This window comes from Cricetibacter osteomyelitidis (assembly GCF_004340985.1).
Taxonomy (GTDB): Bacteria; Pseudomonadota; Gammaproteobacteria; order Enterobacterales; family Pasteurellaceae; genus Cricetibacter; species Cricetibacter osteomyelitidis.
Genome location: NZ_SLYB01000001.1, coordinates 209,969 through 234,799, shown reverse-complemented (window position 1 = coordinate 234,799; position 24,831 = coordinate 209,969). Strand labels below are relative to the sequence as shown.

19 protein-coding genes and 1 pseudogene are annotated in these 24,831 nt (G+C 40.7%); 6 read left to right on the top strand and 14 right to left on the bottom strand.

Annotation, left to right across the window (positions count from 1 at the left end):
• Window position 1 precedes the first annotated feature (1 nt).
• Window positions 2-241: pseudogene (locus tag EDC44_RS13125) on the bottom strand (IS1595 family transposase); the annotation flags it as partial.
• Window positions 242-269: 28 nt separating this feature from the next.
• Window positions 270-2,843 (bottom strand): bifunctional uridylyltransferase/uridylyl-removing protein GlnD, encoded by a 2,574-nt coding sequence (gene glnD, locus EDC44_RS01005; protein ID WP_131974454.1) that lies wholly within the window; start codon window positions 2,841-2,843, stop codon window positions 270-272.
• A gap of 198 nt (window positions 2,844-3,041) precedes the next feature.
• On the opposite strand from glnD, the gene nrdA reads away from it, so the two are divergent.
• From nrdA to EDC44_RS00975, 6 genes are all read left to right on the top strand, one after another.
• Window positions 3,042-5,312, top strand: coding sequence for a class 1a ribonucleoside-diphosphate reductase subunit alpha (nrdA, locus tag EDC44_RS01000; protein WP_131974452.1), 2,271 nt, complete (start codon window positions 3,042-3,044; stop codon window positions 5,310-5,312).
• 75 nt (window positions 5,313-5,387) lie between these two features.
• On the top strand, window positions 5,388-6,518 hold the full coding sequence (gene nrdB, locus EDC44_RS00995) for a class Ia ribonucleoside-diphosphate reductase subunit beta (protein WP_131974450.1): 1,131 nt from the start codon (window positions 5,388-5,390) through the stop codon (window positions 6,516-6,518).
• A gap of 67 nt (window positions 6,519-6,585) precedes the next feature.
• On the top strand, window positions 6,586-6,843 hold the full coding sequence (gene yfaE, locus EDC44_RS00990) for a class I ribonucleotide reductase maintenance protein YfaE (RefSeq protein WP_131974448.1): 258 nt from the start codon (window positions 6,586-6,588) through the stop codon (window positions 6,841-6,843).
• Between the two features lie 93 nt (window positions 6,844-6,936).
• Window positions 6,937-7,560, top strand: a complete 624-nt coding sequence (gene lolB / locus EDC44_RS00985) for a lipoprotein insertase outer membrane protein LolB (RefSeq protein WP_131974446.1) — start codon at window positions 6,937-6,939, stop codon at window positions 7,558-7,560.
• Between the two features lie 3 nt (window positions 7,561-7,563).
• Window positions 7,564-8,454: a 4-(cytidine 5'-diphospho)-2-C-methyl-D-erythritol kinase gene (gene ispE / locus EDC44_RS00980; protein ID WP_131974444.1), complete on the top strand. Its 891-nt coding sequence runs from the start codon at window positions 7,564-7,566 to the stop codon at window positions 8,452-8,454.
• A 71-nt stretch (window positions 8,455-8,525) separates the two neighbouring features.
• Window positions 8,526-9,476 carry a ribose-phosphate pyrophosphokinase gene (locus EDC44_RS00975; RefSeq protein ID WP_131974442.1) on the top strand — a complete coding sequence of 317 codons (951 nt, stop codon included), beginning with the start codon at window positions 8,526-8,528 and terminating at the stop codon, window positions 9,474-9,476.
• 195 nt (window positions 9,477-9,671) lie between these two features.
• Here the strand turns inward: EDC44_RS00975 and EDC44_RS00970 are convergent, their stop codons facing one another.
• The 12 genes from EDC44_RS00970 to EDC44_RS00915 all read right to left on the bottom strand — a co-directional run bounded on the left by EDC44_RS00970 (window position 9,672) and on the right by EDC44_RS00915 (window position 24,637).
• Complete coding sequence (locus tag EDC44_RS00970; protein ID WP_279388359.1) at window positions 9,672-10,571, bottom strand: sugar phosphate isomerase/epimerase family protein; 900 nt, start codon at window positions 10,569-10,571, stop codon at window positions 9,672-9,674.
• Between the two features lie 9 nt (window positions 10,572-10,580).
• Window positions 10,581-11,744: a Gfo/Idh/MocA family protein gene (locus EDC44_RS00965; protein WP_131974440.1), complete on the bottom strand. Its 1,164-nt coding sequence runs from the start codon at window positions 11,742-11,744 to the stop codon at window positions 10,581-10,583.
• 25 nt (window positions 11,745-11,769) lie between these two features.
• Window positions 11,770-12,693, bottom strand: coding sequence for a TIM barrel protein (locus EDC44_RS00960; RefSeq protein ID WP_131974438.1), 924 nt, complete (start codon window positions 12,691-12,693; stop codon window positions 11,770-11,772).
• 161 nt (window positions 12,694-12,854) lie between these two features.
• Entirely contained in the window at window positions 12,855-13,715 is an 861-nt protein-coding gene (locus tag EDC44_RS00955; protein ID WP_131974436.1) for an AraC family transcriptional regulator, read from the bottom strand.
• A gap of 83 nt (window positions 13,716-13,798) precedes the next feature.
• The gene (locus EDC44_RS00950; RefSeq protein WP_131974434.1) at window positions 13,799-14,755 is read right to left on the bottom strand and encodes an ABC transporter permease; all 957 of its coding nucleotides are present in this window, start codon (window positions 14,753-14,755) and stop codon (window positions 13,799-13,801) included.
• A 52-nt stretch (window positions 14,756-14,807) separates the two neighbouring features.
• On the bottom strand, window positions 14,808-16,325 hold the full coding sequence (locus EDC44_RS00945) for a sugar ABC transporter ATP-binding protein (RefSeq protein WP_131974432.1): 1,518 nt from the start codon (window positions 16,323-16,325) through the stop codon (window positions 14,808-14,810).
• 130 nt (window positions 16,326-16,455) lie between these two features.
• Complete coding sequence (locus tag EDC44_RS00940; RefSeq protein WP_131974536.1) at window positions 16,456-17,394, bottom strand: sugar ABC transporter substrate-binding protein; 939 nt, start codon at window positions 17,392-17,394, stop codon at window positions 16,456-16,458.
• Window positions 17,395-17,477: 83 nt separating this feature from the next.
• The gene (locus EDC44_RS00935) at window positions 17,478-18,413 is read right to left on the bottom strand and encodes a substrate-binding domain-containing protein (protein ID WP_131974534.1); all 936 of its coding nucleotides are present in this window, start codon (window positions 18,411-18,413) and stop codon (window positions 17,478-17,480) included.
• A 419-nt stretch (window positions 18,414-18,832) separates the two neighbouring features.
• The gene (locus EDC44_RS00930; RefSeq protein WP_131974430.1) at window positions 18,833-20,866 is read right to left on the bottom strand and encodes a TonB-dependent siderophore receptor; all 2,034 of its coding nucleotides are present in this window, start codon (window positions 20,864-20,866) and stop codon (window positions 18,833-18,835) included.
• Window positions 20,867-21,015: 149 nt separating this feature from the next.
• The gene (fhuB, locus tag EDC44_RS00925) at window positions 21,016-22,992 is read right to left on the bottom strand and encodes a Fe(3+)-hydroxamate ABC transporter permease FhuB (RefSeq protein WP_131974428.1); all 1,977 of its coding nucleotides are present in this window, start codon (window positions 22,990-22,992) and stop codon (window positions 21,016-21,018) included.
• A complete protein-coding gene (locus EDC44_RS00920; protein ID WP_131974427.1) occupies window positions 22,986-23,873 on the bottom strand; it encodes an iron-siderophore ABC transporter substrate-binding protein in 888 nt (295 codons plus the stop codon). Before EDC44_RS00920 ends, fhuB begins: the two co-directional genes overlap by 7 nt.
• On the bottom strand, window positions 23,873-24,637 hold the full coding sequence (locus tag EDC44_RS00915) for an ATP-binding cassette domain-containing protein (protein WP_131974425.1): 765 nt from the start codon (window positions 24,635-24,637) through the stop codon (window positions 23,873-23,875). Before EDC44_RS00915 ends, EDC44_RS00920 begins: the two co-directional genes overlap by 1 nt.
• Window positions 24,638-24,831: the final 194 nt, after the last annotated feature.

The window sequence follows — 24,831 nt, the reverse complement described above, 5'->3', positions numbered from 1 at the left end:
TTCATAACATTTTTAACAGTATCTTATACAAACCAACATGCATGTGATTAAAGCAAAACTTCGTCTTTTTCAAATACAAGTAAAACGTATGCTTTACCACGCCTTTAAATTGTATCGGACGATGCCTGACATAGCTCCAAAACGACTCTCGATACCATTGATATGCTGAGCACCTTTGGTAAACCCATCCGCTTTGAAATACCTAGCAAAGTCCGTCCCCCTGATAACCACGCCGGCCGTCGTATTTCAATGAACCGGCAAACCGAACGCTAAATATCCTTTAACTTCCGCTCCAACACATCTCTTTGCTCTACAGTCAATGCTTCATTGAACTGATTAGTCAAAATAAAGAAATCCTCCGCTCGTTCGCCGTTGGTGGTGATTTTGGCATTGAGCAAATTCAGATTTAATTCCGTGAAAATATCACTGATATCCGCCAATAATCCGGCTTTATCTAAGGTGATGATTTCCAATTCCGTTTGATCGGATTTTTCCGTATTTAAGAACTGTACTTCGGTGGCAACGTGGAAATGCTGCAATTTGGTTTTGTATTTTTTTGCCCGTGTGACTTTTTTCTCACCGGATAAACCTTCTAACAAGGCTTGCTCTAAGGCTCGACGTCGGTCGAATTTGGCTAATGTGCCATCTAACTCTGTCACAATAAAGCTGTCCAACACATAGCCGTCTAAGCTGGTGATGATTTGAGCATCATGGATACTGAAGTTTTTGGCATCGATAATATTTACCACTTTATTGAATAAATTCGGTTGGTCAGGGCAATACACAAATACTTCCGTTCCCCCCAAAGAAAAGCGGTTGCTGATTTTCACTAAAATCTCATTGTGACTTTCACACAACAATTCCGTATGCCACGCGATTTGTTTAGCGGTATTGCGTAAGAAATAGTCATCGGGACAGCGAGCCCAAAGTGCGGTGATTTTTTCCGGATTTATATGTGCTAACAATTTCAAAGCTTGTTTACGATGCTCATTGGCTTCTTGTTTTTGATCCAACAAATGTTCCGTACCTTGCTGAAGCTGACGGGTGGTGAACTGATACAGACTTGCCAATAAAGACCGCTTCCAACTGTTCCACAAAGTTGCATTGGTGGCACAAATGTCCGCTACCGTTAGGCACATGAGATAGTCCAAACGTTTTTGCGTTTTTATTTTATCGGCAAAATCACGGATAATTTCCGGATCGTGAATATCCCGCCGTTGGGCGGTAACAGACATCAATAAATGCTGTTCTACCAGCCACACCATCAGTTCCGTATCCTGTTCATTAAAGCCGTGTCGTTCGGCAAAATCTCGCATATCCACCGCGCCAAGAACCGCGTGATCACCGCCGCGACCTTTTGCGATATCGTGAAACAACGCGGCTAAATACAATAAAGTGCGGTCGATTTTCGGGAAAATTTCACAACAAACGGGGTGTTGTTCCATGGTTTGCGAATCAAGAAAACACTCTAATTTGGCCATTACCCGCAAGGTATGTTCGTCCACCGTATAATTGTGAAATAAATCAAACTGCATTAGACCTTCAATACCCTGCCATTTACGTAAATATGCGGTCAAGACACCGTAACGGTGCATTGGCATTAATGCTCGAGCAATGGCGTTGGGTTGAGCCAGCAAGAGTAAGAATTTTATGCGGGCAGCCGGTAAATTACTAAGTTTTTCTTTTAATTGGGTCAAAGCCAGCGGTAATTGTCTTAGGGTTGACGAATGAATTTCCCAATCCAGGTGTGCTGTTAAATGCAAAAATAAATCAATTATCGTCGCCGGTTGTTGCACAAAACACTTAGGATTTCGCAAGCAGATCATTTGATCGATACATTCAAAATTTTCGTCAATTTTCACCGCACTTTTATCACCGGCAGGCTTCAAAAAGTTTTCTTGATAATGCTTCGCCAGCATATCACTTAATAAAGAAATAGCTTGCAACGATTGAAAAAACTGCTTCATCATCGCTTCAACTGCTTGATTACCTTGACCGGTAAAGCCCAACATTTCACTAACTTTCAGTTGACGATCAAATAATAATCGGTTGTCGTAGCGTTTTAACATCAAATGTAAGGCAAAGCGAGTGCGAAACAAAAATGACTGACTTTTCAGCAATGATTCATATTCTTGCGGATAAATAAACCCACTGTTTAAAATATCGTCCAAGGTTTTCGCCCGGGAATGGCGTAAGGCAATCCAATAGAGCAAATGCAGATCCCGCAAACCGCCGGGGCTGTATTTGATATCCGGCTCAAGATTGTAGCCGGTGTTATGATAACGTTGATAACGTTCCGTGCGTTCTTGGATTTTGGCATCAAAAAAGGCTTTTATCGGCCAAAAATCCGGCGTGTTGTGAACAGCGTTATCCAACTGTTCAAAGTGCGGTCGGTTTCCGCATAAATATCGGCTTTCCAATAAGTTGGTCGCCACGGTGATATCTGCTTTTCCCACTTCCATACATTCATTTAATGTGCGAACGCTTTGCCCCACATCTAAACGGCAATCCCATAAAAATTGCACAAATTCACTGATTTTCCGAGCAATCGGTTCGCTCGGTTTATTGATACTTAAAATCAGAAAATCCAGATCCGATAAAGGAAACATTTCTTTGCGACCATAACCGCCCACGGCAATTAATGTAAGATCAGGCTCCTGATCCAATTGAAAAAACTGCCACAATGTTATTAATAAATGATCATAAAATCGGGTACGATTTTCAATTAAATCATATACATCGGCGGCTTCAAAGCGTTCTAATTCCCATTGCTTCAATAAATCAAGTTGTAATTTGACCGCACTTGGGGTTAACGGGTTTTGAGATTGGTATTGCAAAAACATCAGATGTCCTTAAATTTATCTTAAAAGATCTTTTTTCTATATTTCTAAATAAGTTACTTGATGTCAAGAATATTAAAAAAAATTTATTGCTTGAATTTTTATAAATATCCTTTATCTTGTACTCAACTTAAAATTCTAACCCATATCTTGTGTTTTGGATTATGGAATAATAACTAAGAAAAAGGTAGAGCAAGGCTAATGAACAACAAACTAATGGTTACAAAACGCGATGGCAAAATGGAACCCATCGATCTTGATAAAATCCACCGTGTCATTACGTGGGCGGCAGAAGGCTTGGAAAATGTGTCCGTATCCCAAGTGGAATTGCGTTCCCATATTCAGTTTTATGAAGGGATTCGTACTTCAGATATTCACGAAACCATTATTAAAGCCGCCGCGGATTTGATCAGCAAAGATACGCCGGATTATCAATATTTAGCTGCCCGCCTGGCAGTATTCCATTTGCGTAAAAAAGCTTATGGTCATTTTGATCCGCCGCGTTTATACGATCACGTGAAAAAATTAGTACGTATGGGCAAATATGATGAAGCGTTGCTCACCGATTACAGCCGCGAAGAATGGGATGAAATGGACGGTTATCTTGATCACTGGCGTGATATGACCTTCTCTTATGCTGCCGTTAAGCAGTTGGAAGGCAAATATTTGGTGCAAAACCGCGTTACCGGTGAGATCTACGAATCCGCTCAATTCTTATATTTATTGGTGGCGGCCTGTTTATTCAGCAAATACCCGCAGGAAACCCGTTTATCTTATGTACGCCGTTTCTACGATGCAACTTCAACCTTTAAAATCTCTTTGCCTACTCCGATTATGGCCGGCGTGCGTACCCCGACCCGTCAATTCAGTTCCTGTGTATTGATCGAGTGCGACGATAGCTTGGATTCTATTAATGCTACTTCTGCGGCAATTATTAAATATGTATCGCAACGTGCGGGCATCGGTATCAATGCCGGTGCGATCCGTGCCTTGGGCAGTCCGATCCGCAACGGTGAAGCTTTCCATACAGGCTGCATTCCGTTTTATAAACACTTCCAAACAGCGGTAAAATCCTGTTCTCAAGGCGGTGTACGCGGCGGCGCGGCGACGGTTTACTACCCGATTTGGCACTTGGAAGCAGAAAGCCTCTTGGTGTTAAAAAACAACCGTGGTGTGGAGGATAACCGTGTACGTCATATGGATTACGGCGTGCAGCTAAATAAAACTATGTATCAACGTTTAATTAAAGGCGAAGATATTACCTTATTCAGTCCGTCCGACGTACCGGGACTTTATACGGCGTTCTTTGCGGATCAAGATAAATTTGAAGCCCTTTACACCAAATACGAACAAGATCCGAATATTCGTAAACGCAAAATAAAAGCCGTTGAATTGTTCTCTTTGTTAATGCAAGAACGTGCTTCCACCGGTCGTATTTATATTCAAAACGTGGATCACTGTAATACCCACTCACCGTTTGACCCGGAAGTAGCCCCGGTGCGTCAATCCAATTTATGTTTGGAAATCGCCCTACCAACTAAACCGCTTACCCACTTCCACGATGAAGAAGGTGAAATTGCTTTATGCACACTTTCTGCCTTTAACTTGGGTAAAATAGAAAACCTGGATGAATTAGAAGGCTTGGCTGAACTTGCAGTACGTGGTTTGGATGCTTTATTGGATTATCAGGATTACCCGGTGAAAGCAGCTTATCGCGGTTCAATGGGTCGCCGTTCGCTCGGTATCGGTGTGATTAACTACGCTTATTATTTAGCGAAAAACGGTGTACGTTATTCCGACGGTTCCGCCAACGATTTAACCCACCGCACTTTTGAAGCCATTCAATATTATTTATTGAAAGCCTCGATGGATTTAGCCAAAGAGCTCGGCCCGTGCGAATACTTTAATGAAACCACTTATGCCAAAGGTATTTTACCGATTGATACCTACAAAAAAGATATCGACGGTTTAACCAAAGAGCCGTTGCATTTAGATTGGGAAAGTCTGCGTAAGGATATTCAAACCCACGGTTTGCGTAACTCCACATTAACCGCATTAATGCCGTCGGAAACATCGTCACAGATTTCTAACGCCACCAACGGCATCGAACCGCCACGCGGTCATATCAGTGTGAAAGCCTCAAAAGACGGTATCTTAAAACAAGTCGTGCCGGATTATGAAAACCTGGGTGAAAACTACGAATTATTATGGGATATTCCGAATATGGACGGTTATTTGCACTTGGTTGGCATTATGCAAAAATTCGTGGATCAGGCAATTTCCGCTAATACCAACTACGATCCGCAACGCTTCCCGGACGGCAAAGTACCGATGAAAGTGTTGTTAAAAGACTTATTAACCGCTTATAAATACGGTTTAAAAACCTTGTATTACCAAAACACCCGCGACGGTGCCGATGACGGTCAAGACGACCTCGATGACAGCTGTGCCGGCGGGGCTTGTAAGATTTAATCAATAAAAGTGCGGTTTAATTAAAAAAACTTTTTTTAAATCCACCGCACTTTTTCTCACATTTAAGGAAAAAATATGGCATATACCACTTTCTCGCAAAACAAAAACGATCAACTAAAAGAACCGATGTTCTTTGGTCAAAACGTCAACGTTGCTCGTTACGATCAACAAAAATATGAAACTTTTGAAAAGCTGATTGAAAAGCAACTGTCTTTCTTCTGGCGTCCGGAGGAAGTGGATGTATCGCAAGATCGCATCGACTACGCTGCTTTGCCTGAACACGAAAAGCATATTTTTATCAGCAACTTAAAATATCAAACTTTGTTGGATTCCATTCAAGGGCGCAGTCCGAATGTGGCGTTGTTGCCGTTAGTATCCATTCCTGAATTGGAAACCTGGATCGAAACCTGGACGTTCAGCGAAACCATTCACTCTCGTTCATATACCCATATTATCCGCAATATTGTGAACGATCCGTCCATCGTATTTGACGATATCGTCACCAACGAAGAAATCATCAAACGGGCAAAAGATATTTCCGCCTACTACGATGATTTAATCCGCGACAGCCAGCTTTACAGCTTATACGGCGAAGGCACCTATACTGTGGACGGCAAAGAATGTGTAGTAAGTTTACGCAACTTAAAACGTCAATTATATTTATGCTTAATGAGCGTAAACGCCTTGGAAGCTATCCGTTTCTACGTTTCTTTCGCCTGTTCATTCGCCTTTGCAGAACGCCAATTAATGGAAGGTAATGCGAAAATCATTAAATTTATCGCCCGCGATGAAGCCTTGCACTTAACCGGTACACAACATATTTTAAATATTATGGCAGCCGGTCAAGATGATCCTGAAATGGCTGAAATTGCAGAAGAATGTAAACAAGAAGCTTATGATTTATTCGTGGCTGCGGCAGAGCAAGAAAAAGACTGGGCGGATTATTTATTTAAAGACGGTTCAATGATCGGCTTAAATAAAGATATTTTGGTGCAATATGTAGAATATATCACCAATATCCGTATGCAGGCAGTAGGCTTACCATTACCGTTTGCCGCACGTAGCAATCCGATTCCTTGGATTAACGCGTGGTTGGTTTCCGATAATGTGCAGGTAGCACCGCAGGAAGTGGAAGTAAGTTCTTATCTGGTCGGTCAAATTGATTCTAAAGTAGACACCGACGATTTCGGTGATTTCGATCTGTAAACTTTAGAAAAATCTACCGCACTTTTGTTTAAAATTTACAAAAGTGCGGTCATTTTTTATTATTTTTATGAATATCCACAAAATTCATCTGCTAAAGCGCCGACAAACCATTGAACACAATGGCACTACTTCCCTTCTCGAAAATCTTGAACAACAAGGTATTCATCACGAATATCAATGCCGAAGCGGTTACTGCGGATCTTGCCGGGTTAAAATCAAACAAGGAAAAGTCTCTTACAAAGAAACACCTTTAGCCTTTATTCAAGCTGATGAGATCTTATTATGTTGTTGTCAGGTGGAAAGCGATTTAGAAATTGAATTATGATAACGACACTCCATTTTAATTCCTTGCATTTTGTGGTATTAATTCGGTAAAATATCGTCTCGAATTTTCAGCAATAAAATAAATTCTCAAATTATGTTAAAACTACGCAATTTATGCTCCGTTACTTTACTCAGCTTGATTCTCAGTGCTTGTACGCTCGATGAGCAACGTCCGACTAATGTGAAATATATTGATAAATCGAGCCCGGTTTGGAAAACTCATCTTGCTGAAATTAAGAAAATTAACGCGTATTCCGCCAGCGGTCAATTGGGGTATATCAATAGCAAAGAACGTTTTTCCACTCAATTTAACTGGCATTACAATAATCCGAAATCTTATAGCTTAAAATTGTCCTCCACCATTAGCAGTTCCACACTACAACTTGATATGCACGCTCGCGGTTTGACGATTTCCGATAATAAAGGCCGTCAACGCACGGAAGCGGATGCCAAATTATTATTACGTGAAATTGTGGGAATGGATTTTCCTTTGGAACAATTCGCTTTATGGTTGAAAGGTCAGCCGGATGAACATGCCGCTTATGAAATCGGTGAAAATCATTTACTTGCCACATTCAACTACCCGATTGACGGCCAAACCTGGACTGCAGATTATTTGACTTATAACGACAATACGCAACCGAAAATGCCGCAAAATATCTTGTTGAAAAGTCAAGATCAAACCTTAAAAATCCGCATAGATAAATGGAAGTTTTAAGGAATGAAAACTTATCATTTTTCTACCGCACTTTCTCAGAGAAACCAACCTAAAAATCGGTTTCCCAGTCCGGCAAAACTGAATCTGTTTTTATATATTAACGGCAAACGTGTTGATGGTTATCACGAATTACAAACATTATTTCAGTTTCTCGATTATGGTGATTGGCTGACGATTAATGTCCGCAATGATGGCAATATTCATCTTACCCCGGATATTCCCAATTTATCCTTAGAACAAAATTTAATTTATCGTGCGGCAAGATTATTGCAACAATATACCGATTGCCCTTTAGGTGCGGATATTGAGTTAGATAAAATTCTGCCGATGGGCGGCGGTATCGGAGGCGGTTCATCTAATGCCGCTACTGTGTTAATTGCACTAAATTATTTATGGCAAACCAATTTATCCCTTGCACAACTGGCAACATTAGGTCGTCAATTAGGTGCTGATGTGCCGATTTTCGTACATGGTCAATCCGCATTAGCCGAGGGCGCAGGCGAAATCTTTACATCATGCGAACCTGAAGAAAAATGGTATGTGGTCTTAAAACCCGATATTGCCATTTCTACCGCCGTTATTTTTTCCGATACAAATTTAACACGAAATACCCCGAAACGGAGTTTAGAACAATTAATCAATTCGGAATACGCAAACGATTGTGAAAAAATTGTGAGAAATCATTATCCAGAGGTTGAACAGATCATTAACTGGTTGGTAAAATACGCACCGACAAGATTGACCGGCACTGGTGCTTGTGTGTTTGCCGAATTTGATAATAAAAAAGATGCACAAGCGGTTTTCGCTGTGAAACCTGAAAAATTTACCGGTTTTATTGCTAAAGGATTGAATCATTCACCGTTACACCAAATGATCGCTTCCCTTTCGCAATAGAACGACACTTATTTCATCTTAACGGATTGCTCTGCAATCTCAATTTTTAGTCACAAACCTGAGGTTAAAAAATGCCTGACATAAAGCTCTTTACCGGTAACGCAACGCCGGAGTTAGCAAAACGAATTTCTGAACGTCTTTATACTTCACTTGGTGATGCGACGGTAGGTCGTTTCAGTGATGGTGAAATCCAAGTTCAGATCAATGAAAACGTGCGTGGTGCGGATGTATTTATTATTCAATCCACTTGTGCACCAACAAACGATAACCTTATGGAATTAATTGTGATGGTTGATGCTCTGCGTCGTGCTTCAGCCGGTCGTATCACTGCGGTTATTCCTTATTTCGGTTATGCCCGTCAAGACCGTCGTGTACGTTCTGCACGTGTACCGATCACCGCTAAAGTGGTTGCAGATTTCCTTTCCAGTGTGGGTGTGGATCGCGTATTAACCTGTGACTTGCACGCAGAACAAATTCAAGGTTTCTTTGATGTACCGGTAGATAATGTGTTCGGTTCACCGGTGCTTGTGCACGATATGTTGAAGAAAACCGACCTTGAAAATCCGATAGTGGTTTCACCGGATATCGGCGGTGTGGTGCGTGCCCGTGCAATTGCAAAATTATTAAATGATGCCGATATGGCGATTATTGATAAACGCCGTCCGAAAGCGAATGTATCACAAGTTATGCACATTATCGGTGAAGTATCCGGTCGTGATTGCATTTTAGTTGATGATATGATCGACACCGGCGGTACCTTGGTAAAAGCGGCGGAAGCATTGAAAGAACGCGGAGCCAAGCGTGTATTTGCATACGCAACCCACGCTGTATTCTCCGGTAAAGCGGCGGAAAATCTGTCCGGCACAGCGATTGACGAATTAGTCGTCACCGATACTATTCCGCTCACCAAAGATATCATTGCGTTAAATAAAGTACGGGTATTAAGTCTTTCCGGTATGTTATCCGAAGCGATTCGCCGTATCAGCAATGAAGAATCTATCTCTGCAATGTTCAGCGTTTAATCCGACATAGTAGACAAAATTGTTGCTAAAAAGTGGGTTAAAGCCGTCTAGCTTTAACCCACTTTTTTGAAATAAAAAAATCACTAATAAAATGAAATTTATCGTTCGGAAAGAGAGCCTCCCCACAATTCAAACTACATTGGCAGTTGGTTGATTGCACAATGCCGAATACAGTCGTCTTAATGTGTGAAAAATTTATTTTCCCAATAACTCTCTTTCAATAATTTCCCTTGCTCTCGGTGCTTCCACCTGCATTTTTTCCGGGAAGCCGAACATCGAAACACAAGCGATACTTTCTCCTCCTACCGGATAAGTGCGGTTGGCAAAATCCATTTTTCTTAAACTCTCAAAAATACCTTCAAAATCCACATCCCCCTGTCCCATCGCAAGATGCTGATGCACCGTACAGCAGCCTTTATCAATACCCGGCGGGTTCACTATATAACGGCAATCCAAGGTTTGATTAAAGGTATCCGCAAATAAAATATGTGACAGCGAATCTCCGGCATAATCTAACATCGCTCGCACATCGCCTTTGCCCTGATCGTAGAAAAATCCGTGCGGACAGGAGTAAACATATTTTAAGTGGTCGCTACGGTAGGATTTCACCATATCCACCGTTTCATTATTCAATTCACAGAAATCAAACGGATGAGATTGAATTTCACAACGAATACCATATTTTTCAAATAACGGTAATAATTCATCAAGGGAGCGGAAAAGCATGCCGTTACATATCTCCGGCTGACGTGGGTCTCCCGAAAGCTCGGTGTTAATTACCCGCACATCCATTGAATCCGCAATTTCAATCATTCTCTTCCAATTGGCGATGGCATGCTGGCGCTGTTCCTCTGTCGGTCCCGACCAGCGATACACCACAATAAAGGAAGAAATTTCCAACCCGGTACGTTGTAAAGCCGTACGATATTCCTTTTCACATTCCTGGGAAAAGAGCGGATGTTTATAGAACGGATTGATACGTGGGTGAGGAGATTGTTCAATATATTTATATCCCCAGTCCGCCACCTGGTATACCATATCTCTAATGCCCATTTGTTTGGCTAATACATCAACATCAAATGCTATTTTCATCATTCACCTCTCTTATTCATAATCAATCCAAACACCACCGAGATCGGCAGATTTAACACAATGTTCAACCCAGCGAACACCTTCCACTCCGGCATAAATATCCGGATACCAGAAATCATATTGTTTACCTTGTTCTTTGGCTTCGATAGCCTCGGCAAAGCGAGCGTATAAATTCGACCAGGCTTCAAATAATCCTTCCGGATGCCCACCGCCAATACGATCCTCTTGTAATGCCGTATCATGTAAATACCCCATTCCACGTTCTAGAATACGTACGGGTTCTCCCTGAACTTCAAAACGAAGCTGATTCGGTTGTTCATCCCACCATTCAATACTGGCTTTCTCACCAATAACTCTGATTTTTTGCCCATGCATAGAACCGGAATTGATGCAACAAGACCATAATGTACCGACAGCACCATTATCGTATTCCATTAATGTCATTGCATTGTCTTCCAAAGGAGCCCGGCTTTTTACGAAACTCTGACGGGTGCAAAGTAAGCGTTTAATTTTTAAGTGGGGCAACATCACTTCTGAAATAAATAGCGGATGTGTCCCTAAATCGCCTAATACATAACTTGGTCCCGCCATTTTTGGATCTACACGCCATTTCGTGCTTGCTGCATTCTGTTCAACAGCGACATTATGAAATCCATGGGCAAATTGCATATTGACGATACGAATTTCTCCCAAAGCACCATCTGCAATTAAACGACGTGCTTCTTCAATAACCTGATGACCGGAATAACCATAAGTGATACCGACAATTCGTCCTTTTTGCTCCGCTAAGGATTGTAATGCTTTCGCTTCCGCATAAGTAAAGCAAAGCGGTTTCTCACAAATAACATGTAAACCGGCTTCCAGTGCAGCCTTGCAAATCTCAAAATGCGTACCGTTAGGTGTAGCAATGGAAACGGCTTCAATACCATCATCTCGTTTAGCTTCTTCTGCAAACATGGTTTTGTAATCCGGATAACAACGCTCCGGTGCTACGTGTAGATTTTTTCCAAAGTCACGACCTCGCTCAGGATCGATATCAAAAGCACCCGCCACCAATTCAAAGCAAAAATCACGTAATGCGGCAGAACGGTGAATATAACCAATCTGACTACCTCGTCCGCCACCGACCATCGCCCAACGAATCGGACGTTCTACCCTTTTTTCTCCGTAGATCATTTTTCTCTCCTTACCATGACCGCACTTAAAAACCAATTTTGTGCAAATTATCCCGACTAATTTTCACATCTTCCAAACTAGAATCACAATTTCTTGGATCTCGTTCTTGCTCTACAGTGATATAGCCGTGATAATCCAGTTCGTTTACGAGTACATCTTTAACCGCTTGATAATCAATACAACCTTCCCCGATACGGCACATCACGCCTTCGCCACAAGCTTCAAAGAAACGAATCTTTTTATTCATCACTTGCTCATACACGCTCAGGTTAATGTCTTTAAAATGTACATAATCTATATAATCAGCATATTGACGTAATGTACTGACGGGATCCATTTTGGAATAATACAAATGACCGGTGTCCAGGCATAAACCTGCCAGCTCATACGAGATATCTTTTACTACCTGTTCAATTTCATCGGCAAACTCGATATAACCACCGGCATGAGGATGGATAACGGCACGAACACCATAACTTTTCGCAATTTCCGCTAATTGTTTGGTATGTTCCATCATTTGTCTCCATTGCTCGTCAGATAAACGTGGCGCTTTGTCCGGATGACCGGCGGCATAATCACGTTCATCATGTCCCCAATCAATGATCACGAGATAAGGTGTCGGGTATTTTTGCCCTTGTTCGGTCGGTGCTTGCGGTAATTGAGTAATTAATTCACAAATATCTTTTGCCTGTTTTTGTAATTTTGCTTGATTCTGCGGATTAACTAAATCATCAAAAATCGTTCCGGCAACAATAAATAAATCATTTTTCTTCAGTTCTTGGGATACTTGAACGATATCAATGGGTAAATAACCATAAGGACCCAGTTCTATGCCTTTATAGCCGGCTTGCGCTGCTTCATGTAATACCAGGGTCCATTTGGGAAGATAAGGATTTTTAGGATCATCCACACCCCAGCAACAAGGTGCAGTAGAAATTTTGATACTCATACTTTACTCCTTTTAAGGTGAAAATCGCTTAACAATTTAAGTAAAGTATATAAAGAATAAAAAAATAAGTTCTTCGATTTATTGCTTTTTATTGCGCTAAAAATGGCGTTTTTTTGCCATAATGCTCACAAATCCAGAAGAACATCTTCAATATATTGCGATTATGCTTTTTTACCAATCCAGGATGTACGGTATAACGTCGGAGAAACACCAATCATCTTATTAAACAGACTACTAAAATAATTTGCATTGTCATATCCCACAAGTCCCGCAATTTTACTAATACTATACCGTGTATTAATTAATAATGATTGCGCCTCACCGATACGCCGACGAATTAAATATTGAATTGGTGAAAATTGTGTTTCCTGTTTAAAAAGATGTACTAAGTAAAAAGGACTAATATTAAAACGAAAAGCAATATCTTCCAGTGTCAGATTTTCTGCATAATATGTGTCTAAATATTGTTTTACCTGTTCTACTAAAGTTAATTTTTTATACGCAATGGTTTTAATTTTTTCTCTTGGTAATTTAACCAATAAGGTCAGTAAAGTGGAAAGTAAGTAACGGCAGGTTTCACCTGATTTACGCCCTTGTTCCTTAATCGTAAGAAACATGATTTCGAATAACTGCTCAATAATTTCACGCTTATTTCCACTCGGAATAACCGCCGGTGATGTGATATCAAACAAACAATTCTTTTCCATGCCTTTAATGTGTAAATCTTTAATGCCACAACAATATACCACCATACCGGAATTCAGCTCCGCCATTTCATCATGAATTACATTTTGATTAAAAATTAAAATATCACCGGCTTTTGTCTGATAAGTGACATCACCGATTAAGTGGTTTCCTTTTCCTTTTACAATAAAAACAATCTCCAGCCGATCATTATGCTTATGCAACACCCGGGGAAAATCCTGTTGCATCGTTTCCGTATTACATAAATATAATAATTGAGGTAATTTATTGTTTTCAAAAATTGAATATTTATTTTCTTCTAAAAAATATTGCAACATAATTCACCGCACTTTTTTCTCATACCGGCAGTTGTAACATAAAAAAACAGCGACTATCAAGCCGCTATTTTTGTGCTGATTAATTAAGCTGATTTTTTACGACGTTTTAAGGTATCAATCAATACCGCTACAACAATAATCAAACCTTTAATAATTTGTTGCCAGTACGGATCAACACCAAGCATATTTAAGCCTTTATTGGTTGTACCGATAATTAATGCACCGATTACACACATTGGAATCGTACCGATACCACCGCTTAACGATACGCCCCCGATAACTGCCGCAGCAATCGCATCCAACTCCCAGGCTAAACCGTAAGACGGGTTACCGGCATAAGTACGTGCCGCCAATAACGCACCGGCCAGACCGGATAGGGCTCCGGCAAACACATATACCCAGATTAACGTTTTGGTTGTATTAATACCACAAATTTTCGCCGCATTTAAATTACCGCCTACAGCATAAACATGGCGACCGAATGTTGAACGGCTTAATAAAATGTGAGAACCGATAACGATTAAGATATAAACCAGTACCAAACCCGGTAAGCCAAAGAAATCCACATCTGAAATCCAGGTAAAGGCCTCGGATGATGCATCAATCGGGCGACCATCAGAATATAATTGTGCGCCACCACGGGCAATAATCATCATACCCAAGGTTGCAATAAACGGTGGAATTGAACCGAATGCCGTTAAACTGCCATTAACCGCACCCATTAATGCACCTAATGCAATAGACATACCAAAGGCAAGTAAAGCCGAACTGACAGCATCACCGCCCGTTACAATCGATGCAGCAACAACCGACGTCATCGCAACCATTGAACCTGATGATAGGTCAATACCGGTAGTAATAATGGCAAAAGTTACACCGATAGCAATGATCCCGAACATTGATACTTGTTCAATAATACTCCATACGGTACGAGCCGAGAAAAAGCCATCGATTGATGCGGATAATGCTAAAAATAAAGCGATTAAAATAAGCACCATCCCATAGGAATTCAATATTTTTTTAACGGTAGCATTTGACATAATAAATACCTCAATTTGTTATTCTAAAATTTGTCATTCTAGGAAAAAATTCTTACGCTTGAGCTAAGCCGGAAGCTAATTCAAGCACACGTTCTTGGCTTAACTGTTGTTGTGGAATAATGCCGGCAATATGCCCCTCATGCATTACCATTACCCGGTCGCTCATTGATAAAAGCTCAAGCATATCCGATGTAATCATAATGATCGTTTTACCTTGCTTGGCAAGTTCCACCATTAATTTATAAAGCTCCGCTTTCGCACCGACATCAATCCCTTTTGTCGGTTCATCCAGGATCAGGATTTCCGGTTCAAGCAATAACCAACGTGCTAATAATACTTTTTGCTGATTTCCCCCTGATAAATTATTCGTAATGACTTCTACGTTAGGTGCTTTTATTTTAAGTTTATCTTTTTGATCATTTGCAGATCGCTGTGCCTTCGTTACTGAAACTAAAAAGTTTTCCAGATAAGGCGACATTTTCGGCATAATCATATTGTCGGTAATGCTTAAATTTAAAAATAAGCCGGTTAACTTGCGGTCCTCCGTGACAAAACCGATTTTATATTTCATCGCATCCAACGGGTTTTTAATCTCCGCTTTCTTACCATGAATATAAATTTCACCACTATCAGCCGGTTTATAGCCGAATAATCCTTCTACAATCTCAGAACGCCCTGCCCCCACAAGACCTGCAATCCCGAAAATTTCGCCTTTACGAACTTTAAAATTCACATCCTGATATTTACCCGCACGAGTAAAGTTTTTAATTTCAAGTACGATTTCATCGGAGATATCAATACGTTCACGTTGGAACATTTCCGACATATCACGCCCCACCATCATTGAAATTAACTCATCCTTAGTAACTTCCGATGTTGGTTTCGTCCCCACATACTGACCGTCACGAATAACCGTAATTTCATCGGATACACGGAAAACTTCATCTAATTTATGAGAAATAAAGATAATGGCGATACCACGCTGTTTAACGGTTTCAATAATTTTATACAGTTGCTCAACTTCTACTTCCGTTAATGCTGTAGTCGGCTCGTCCATAATAATGACTTTGGCATCATTGGAAACTGCCGTAGCAATCGCCACCAGCTGTGCTTTTGCCACAGAAACATTGGACATTTTAGCCGTCACGTCCATTGGAATACCCAACTCCGCTAAAATTTCCGCCGCTTTGCGATCCATTTCTTTTTGATCTAAAAAGAATTTGCCACGGGTGATTTCTCGTCCAAGATAAAAATTATCTGCAATGGTTAAATTACCGGCCGGTGAAATTTCCTGCGGTACCATTGTCAGACCGGTACGAATGGCATCAATAGGCGCACTGGGTTTGAAAGGTTTATTATCTAAAATCAATTCACCACCGGCATCCGGAATATAAATACCATAGAGAATTTTCATTAAAGTAGACTTTCCTGCACCGTTTTCTCCCATCAGGGCATGGATAGTGCCACGCTTAACTTTTAAGTTAATGCCGTCCAATGCTTTGACCCCAGGGAACGTTTTAGAAACATTGCGCATTTCCAAAATATAAGGGGAACGACTTAAATCATTCATTTATAGCTCCTTATCTTACAACTCAAAATCATATTTCTATTGTCGTTTCAATAATTGGTTTCATGTGATACAGAACGACCGTCTCAGAACAAACCAAGTGCGGTCAGTTTTCCGAGCGTTCTGCAAAATGCTATTGTTTGTATTTGTTCAAGTATTCTTCTTTTTTATCGGGAGTAACTAATTCGAATGGAATAAAGTTAAATTTTGCAACCTCTTCACCTTTTGCCGCTTTATAAGCTATTTCGGCACTAGACCATCCTTGCCCGCCGGCAGATTGATAAATCGTGGCATCCAACCCTTTTCCCAGATAATCCAAGGCATCCGGTGTCGCATCAACACCGACAATAAGTAAATCTTCGTCAGCTAACCCTTTTTTTCTTGCCGCTAACAACGCCCCTATTGCCATCTCATCATTATTGCTCAGAATAACATTGATTTTCTGGTTAGTTGACAGCAGGTTTTCCGTAATATCCAACCCTTTCGCTCTATCCCAACGACCTTCTTGTTTACTAATAACATTAATTTCAGGATGTTGGTTAAGAATATTCTCATTCCCTTCCGTACGTTTAATTTGTGCTTCCCAGCCTAAAGGTCCCATTAAAATAATGGCGTTTGCCGGCTTTCCGCCTAATTGTTCAACGACAAATTTCGCTTGCATTTCACCGGCCATAATTTCTTCCGAACCAATATAACTGGTGACATATTTCATATCGTCATCTTTAGGCTTATTAAGCACCACAACAAAAGGAATTTTCGCTTTTTTCGCTTTAACACCGATTGCTTTGATAATATCCTGATCCGTTGGCAATACTAATAGCGCATCGACACCGGAATCGATAAAGGTTTCCACATCATTTAGCATTTTTGCCGGATCAGAACTTGCATCGGCATAACGGAAATTAACGTCGGGGGTTTGTTGATCGAATTTCTTCATTGCATCCTGCAGATAAGTCGGATATTTATCCGCTAAGCTATACATTGACACACCTACTGTGAGCTGTTTAGCCATCACTGTCGGCACGAAGAAACTAAGGCTGAGTAAAGTGGGTAATAATAATTTTTTTAACATCATTTCTATATCTCTTGATAATCACAAATATTACATAGAATAAAGAGTAGGTATTCACCTACCCTTTCACGGTTAAAAATAAATTATTTATATTTTGCCTGATACTCTTCTTTTTTATCCGGAGTAACCAACTCAAATGGAACCCAGGTAATTTTATCTACTTTTTCACCTTTTGCCGCACGATAAGCAACTTCAGCACCGGTATAACCCTGACCTTGTGCAGATTGGAATACGGTTGCATCAAGACCTTTACCTAAATATTCCAATGCATCAGGTGTTGCATCAAGCCCGACAATAGTAATATCTTCATCTTTAATGCCTAATTTACGGGTTGCCAGGATTGCACCAATAGCCATCTCATCGTTATTACTTACAATAACGTTAATATTTTTATTCGCTGCCAATACGTTTTCTGCAATAGCTAGACCACGGTCACGTTCCCACTTACCTTCCTGTTCACCAAAAACTTTAATATTGTCATGCTGATCAAAAACTTCTTTATTACCTTGAGTACGTTTAGATGTCGCATCCAGTCCTAAAACACCCATTAAAATTATTGTTTCAGCCGGTTTGCCATCCAAGGTATTAACAATATAATTTGCCTGGATACGACCACCTTCAATCTCATCAGAACCCACATAACTTGTCACATTCTGCATATCTTCATCGTTTGGTTTACGGTTAACGATGATTAACGGAATACCGGCTTTTTTCGCTTTACGACCGATTGTTTTAACAATATTCGGATCGGTCGGAACAACCAATAACGCATCAACCTTTTGATCAATAAAGGTTTCCACATCATTCAGTAAACGTGCAGGATCATTATTTGCATCAGCAAGTCTGATTTCTACATCATCATGTTTTTTATCGAAATCTTTGATAGCTTCTTGTAAGTAAGTTTGCCATTTATCAGCAAATGCAACCATTGGTGCACCAATAACATAATTTTTTGCCATTGCTGCCTGAGAAGTTAATAAAATACCACCGCATACCATAGCTAATAGTGTTTTCTTCATCATAATGTTACTCCTGAAAAGTTGAGTTAATCACTACATCCTGAATTACAGCTACATTCCGATTTGAGAATATAAATTCCAAAATTAAACAATTTGAAATAAATTGTCTAAAACTATATGTAACATTAAAAATTATATTGAGCAATGATGAAGTTAAAAAATTGTGAACTAGATCGTGTTTTTGGCAAAATTTTTAGCAAAATTGAAGAGAGGTCTGATTTTTGATTTGTAGTATAAAAAATATGCACCTTAATAGATTGGAAGTGCAATCCAACTTTTGTGGAATCTCGTATCTGATTTTCACCATAGTAGACAAAATTTGGGTTAAAGCCTTATAGTGCCTGGCGTTAACCCACTTTTTTCCATTACACCTTTTCTGAAAAAGCGACCGCACTTTAATGCGGTCGTTGTTTTTGGAATTAGAATTTGTAGCTGATTGAACCTGTAATACTGCGTTCTGCTCCGAAGTAGCAATAATAATCACAACCGGCAAGATATTTCTTATCCGCTAAGTTGTTGACATTCAACTGCATACGCCAGTGATCGGCAAAATCATATTGAACCATTAAATCCACCAATGTGTAAGAGGGGATTTTGTAACCGCTGAAATATTGTTCATCAACTGTTGTACCAACATAACGAACACCCGCTCCGACCATTACCCCATCTAATGTACCATTGGTAAAACGATATTTTAATTGTGCCGATGCCTGGTGACGTGGAATCAATGAAGCACGAACTTTGCGGATTGCACTCACATCCTGTTCAGCTTTTGTGTAAGTATAAGCAAGAGCGACATTCCAGTTTTTAGCAATATAAGCATCCGCTTGTACTTCAATACCTTTGCTATTGCGTTTACCGATTTGAAGTTGAATACCCGTTACATCTGCAACTAATGCATTTTTCTCTTCTAAATCAAAATAAGCCGCAGAAATTTTACCGTCAATCCAACTTGGTAAATATTTCACACCCGCTTCATATTGGCGACCTTCATACGGTTTATAGGGATTACCATAACCATCAACACCCGCTTCTGCACGGAATGACTCAGAATAACTCACATAAGGCGATAATCCGAAATCAAAATTATACATCGCACTGGCTTGATAAGAATTATGGCTTACATTATAAGAATTATAAGTCGTGCCGGACAACGTATCGCCTTTAGCCTTATCGTGACGGAAACCGAGATTACCCACAAAATGACCTAATTTAAATTGATCACGCAAATAATAACCGGTCTGATACACTCTTGTATTATAAGTTGAACCGCTTTTTACAATACCTGAATTGCCAGAGACAGGATTAAACAAATCCGTCGCATTCACCGTTCCAAATCCATTATTTACCCCGGTTGTTTTTGAATGGATATAATCAATACCGCCTAATAACGTATTGTTCCAATTATCCCCTTTCCATTCTTTGCTTAAACGGTTATCCACGGTGTGTACTCTCATTTTACCGTCAGTATAAGAATAACCGCGGTATGCTGTGCGTGCACCATCCGATGACCAAGCAAATACCCCTAACCAATCCAAATCTTGTTGATAGTATTGATAGTTTTGAGTAAATTTTAAACCATCACCAAAATTATGGCTGAATTCATAACCAATACGCATTTGTTTGCGATCGACATATTCATCATTTGGTTCGCTATAATCCGTACTGCGGGAAATTGTTCCGACAGAAGTAGCAAATAATGAGCCGTTTGCCGGGATATGGACACTCGTTGGATCGCCTACTTGGCGTGAAAAACTGCTCAGCACGGTTAAGCCGGTATCTTTGTTGATATCCCAGGTTAAACTTGGTGCAATATAATAGTTATCAGTTTTACCGTTAATATCACCTTCACGATGATAATAATCGCCGACGAGACGATAACGTACGCTGTTATCCGTGTTTAAACTACCGCTGTAATCGCCAAATACACCGCGATAACCTTGAGTACCGAAATTCACACCAATTTCACCCTGTGGTATTTGAGTTGGTCGTTTAGTAATTACATTCACTAAACCACCTGTTTGCGCTCCCCCATAAATAACAGAATCGGCACCTTTTACAATTTCAATCGCTTCAATACCATAAGTATTCGGCATTGTTCTATAAAAACCGTGATCTGTTGCAGGTGCACCATCAACGACTAAACTTGGATCAAAACCACGAATTTTAATCCACTCTTGTTTCGTATCATTGCCATACATACCGACATTCACACCGGATTCGTATTTTAAAATATCGTCAACCTTAACAGAGCCGGATTCTTGGATTTGTTGTTCGGTAATTAACGCATTAGATTGTGCAGATAAGAAATCGACGCCAGTACCGATTTTATTGGTAGTCCCAACCACTTCAATCGCTTCAAGCTCTTCAGTAACCGTTTCTTCCGCAAGGGCCGGATTTAAAGCAAAAATTACCGTACTTGCGACGCTGCTGTAAATAAAAGATTTTTTCATCTTTAGCTTCCTTTAAGGTTTAAGTTAAAAAGTCGTTGATACTACTCGTTTTCCTGTTTTTCACTGCATCGTGGCTGATGGCAAAAATGTGAGAAAATCATTCCCAATAACGGTGGTGTCGTAGTGTATTTAAAAATATATTCATAGTGTTAAATCTTTCTCATCATCAATAAAAAATACCCGCCGCCCAGCAAGGTTGCCACTAATCCGGCAGGGATTTCATAAGGGAACATCACTTGTCTGCCGAGCCAGTCCGCCAGCACCATAATCAATCCGCCCAATAAGGCGGACACGATTAATTGTTGATGGGCTTTATACACACCTAAACTGCGAGTTAAATGTGGCACGAGCAAACCGATAAAACTTAATGGGCCAATAACTAACGTAGCTAATGCAGTGAGTAACGCGGAAAATAAAATCAAAATCCACCGCACTTTTACCAAGTTTAAGCCCAAGGCTTGAGCCATTGGAGCTTGTAAATTTAAGATTTCTAACCAACGGCTGAATAAAATGCTCACGACCAGTAATGTCAAACTCACCAACAAAAACGGCAGGGCAAAATTACCGTCGAATTGCTGAGTCGAACCTGATGTCCAAGAGACCAACTGCATTGCCCGCGGCGAACCGCCGGCGATGGCCAAGCGTTGCAAAGTGTCAAACAATGCGGATAAGCTGATACCGGTGAGCAATACTTTTTCCGGCAACATTCCATTGCGTTGGTTAATAGTCGATAGCACTCCCAATGCCATACATGCTCCCGCGATGCCTGCTAGCCAGAATAAGGATGGAGATTGCGTGCCGGAAAAAAACAAAATCGTCAGCACGCCCATACCGGTGCCTGATGACACACCTAATAATTCCGGGCTGGCCATCGGGTTTAGGGTTAAGCGTTGCAATAACACACCAGCAATAGAAAGCAATACACCCACGGATAATGCGGTGATCATTCGCGGATAACGTAATTCAAAAAACAGTTGTTTTAACGGTTCAAAATCATTAGTCACCCAGCCATGTTGGTAGCGTCCGAAATTTAATGTCACAAAGCAAACTAAGCCTAAAACAATCAGTAATAGCCAAATAAAGTGCGGTGAGAATTGACGGAATTTTACTGCGGACTGTTCGGTCACGCGGCCGGTATGAGGCAAGGCTCGAAACATCAACCATAATAATAAAGGCGTGCCGAGCAATGATGTCACCGCTCCCGTAGGTAGATTGATGTTGTAATAAAAGGTGATGAATTGCAGAATCAGATCCGTTACCGCTAATAATAACGCTCCGCTGATAAAGGCTAAAATCAGTTGATTTTTAAAGGTTCGCACGCCCAGTTGCCGCACTATGGTGGCTGATGCCAGGCCGATAAACCCCAACATTCCCACGGCACTAACGACACCGGCAATTAAATACGATGCCGCTACCACGCCAATAACGCGTAAGCGGTTCACCGGTACACCAAGGCTGATGGCATTGCTTTCATTGAGAGACAAAATCCCCAAAGGGCGGATAAACATTGCGATAACGGCAAATATCGGTATTGCTTGAAGAGTAAGCCATTGGCTATCCCGCCAAGATTCCTGCACTAAGGAACCCGCTCCCCATTGAGCCAATCCACGGGATTCTTCCGGATAGAACAACATCATCAAAGCAGAAAAAGAACCGAAATATAAATTCACCACCAAACCCGCTAAAATTAGTAATAACGGCGACATTGCTTTCCGCCATGACAAGCACAGCACGAATAACAGGCTGATCATTGCGCCGATCACCGCGACAAAAGCGGATCCTTTATCCAACCAACCTGGAAAGAAAATCGCCGTTAAAAATAACGCCAGCTGTGCACCGCTACTAATCCCCAAAGTATTATCGGAAGCCAGCGGATTATTCATCACCTGTTGCAACAATAAACTGGCAAATCCCAATAAACCACCGGAAAGCAAAGCAATTGTCACACGAGGCAAACTGTAACTTTGCACCAATAATAAATCAAGGTTGTCACTTTTCTTAAATAGGTCAATAAATAATGAATTTTCAGGTAATTGCACATTAATTAAGAGCACAAATAATGTCACAAATGCGATACTTAACAGTATAAAGAAAAGTGCGGTATGATTTTGTAATGTTTTTACCACGGTTCACCTCCGTTTTCTAAGGCAAACACCAAACTTTCCGCAAAACGCTGAGCAGACGGAATACCGCCGAACGTCCAAATTGCCGGTAACACCAACGCATTTTCCGACATAGGCAAATGTTGCCATAAAGTGTTATGGGTCAATGCCGTAGCAATATTGGTCGGATAAGGCTTCACCACAACAAAACGGCTGTTTTTCGGTAATTTCGCCAGTTGCGTGATATTAATGGTTTCAAATCCCCAATCGTTCACCGCTCCTTGCCAGGCATTATGAAAATCCAGCTGACGCAACACTTCACCGAAAGGGCTGTTCGTGCCGTAAATACGCAAATGACGGGTATCAATAAACTGCACCAACGCCACCGGTCTATTCGTAAAGGCTTTGGTCTGCGGTTGAAGTGCGGTGATTTTTTGTGAAAATTCTTGCATTAGTTGCACCGCACTTTCTGGCTTATTGAGAAAATCCGCCACTTTCTGCGTAGCATCCACAATATTCTGCCAAGCATTGCCGGATTGATAAAAATCCACCTGATGAATAGCATCAATTTGATCAAATTTCTGCAACATTGGCGTGGTAGCTTGATAAAACGATGTATTGATAAACACCAAATTGGAAGCTCTCAATGAATAAGACAAATAAGCGATCACTTCTTGATTCGGTTGATTGCGAATCCCTAAATCGATCACATCATCAGGCAATTTCGGTTCTACTACCCATTTTTTATATCCGTCCACGTCCCCCACGGCACAAGGCGGTTCGCCTAAGGCAATCAAAGTTTCGGCCACCGTCCAATCCAGCGTAGCGGTACAATGTTGCCCTTCACCGGCTTTTACAATTAAGCTGATAAATAATAAAAATAACGAAATCAACAAATTACGCATTAAAAAAAACTCACCGGACAACCCGCTTGCGGATGAGAAATCACATTCAGATCAATGCCGTAAATCGCATTTAAAGACGATGGATTGACGATCTCCGCCGAATTACCTTGTGACAACAAATGTCCGCTATGCAAAGCCACCAAATGATCGCAAAAACGGGAAGCCAGATTAATATCGTGGATCACAATCACGATACCCAAATTCAACTCACGACTGAGTTTATGAATCAATTGCATCACGTCCACCTGATGAGCAATATCCAACGGGGCTAGCGGTTCGTCTAATAATAAAAAATTGCTTTGCTGAGCCAGCAACATCGCCAGCCAAATACGGGAACGTTCGCCGCCTGACAGCGTATCCACCAGTTGATCGGTAAATTTTGTGGTGTGGGTTAACTCCATTGCTTGTTGGATAATCTGTTGATCTTGTTCATTTTTACGTCCAAACAGACCTTGCCACGCATAACGTCCCATAGCGATTAATTCACAAGTTGTTAACTGGGTTGCTGTCGGCAAATGTTGCGGTAAATATGCAACTTCACGGGCAAACTCACGGCTTCCCCATTGCTCAATAGGCTTTTGATTTACCAAAATCTCACCACCGCTCAACTTTTGCTGACGAGCCATTAACTTAATCAAGGTGGATTTCCCCGAACCATTATGCCCAATCAATCCATACACCTTGCCCTGTTCAAAGGTCAAAGACACGGGCTGCAATAAAGTCCGTTGTGGAATAGCAAAAGAAACTTGATTCAGTTGAAACATACGCAATAGTTGTTGGTTAAAAAATCTACATGGATTGTATATGAAAATCATTTTTATTTCAATCAATGAAATAATACTGAAAAAGAAAATCCCTTGAATGGAATTCAAAGGGTTGGGGTTAATTTTAGCGTTTCTGTTTTAATCGCCTTGAACCGTAATTCAATAAAAAACTGGAAGTTCGTACTTTTCGGGGT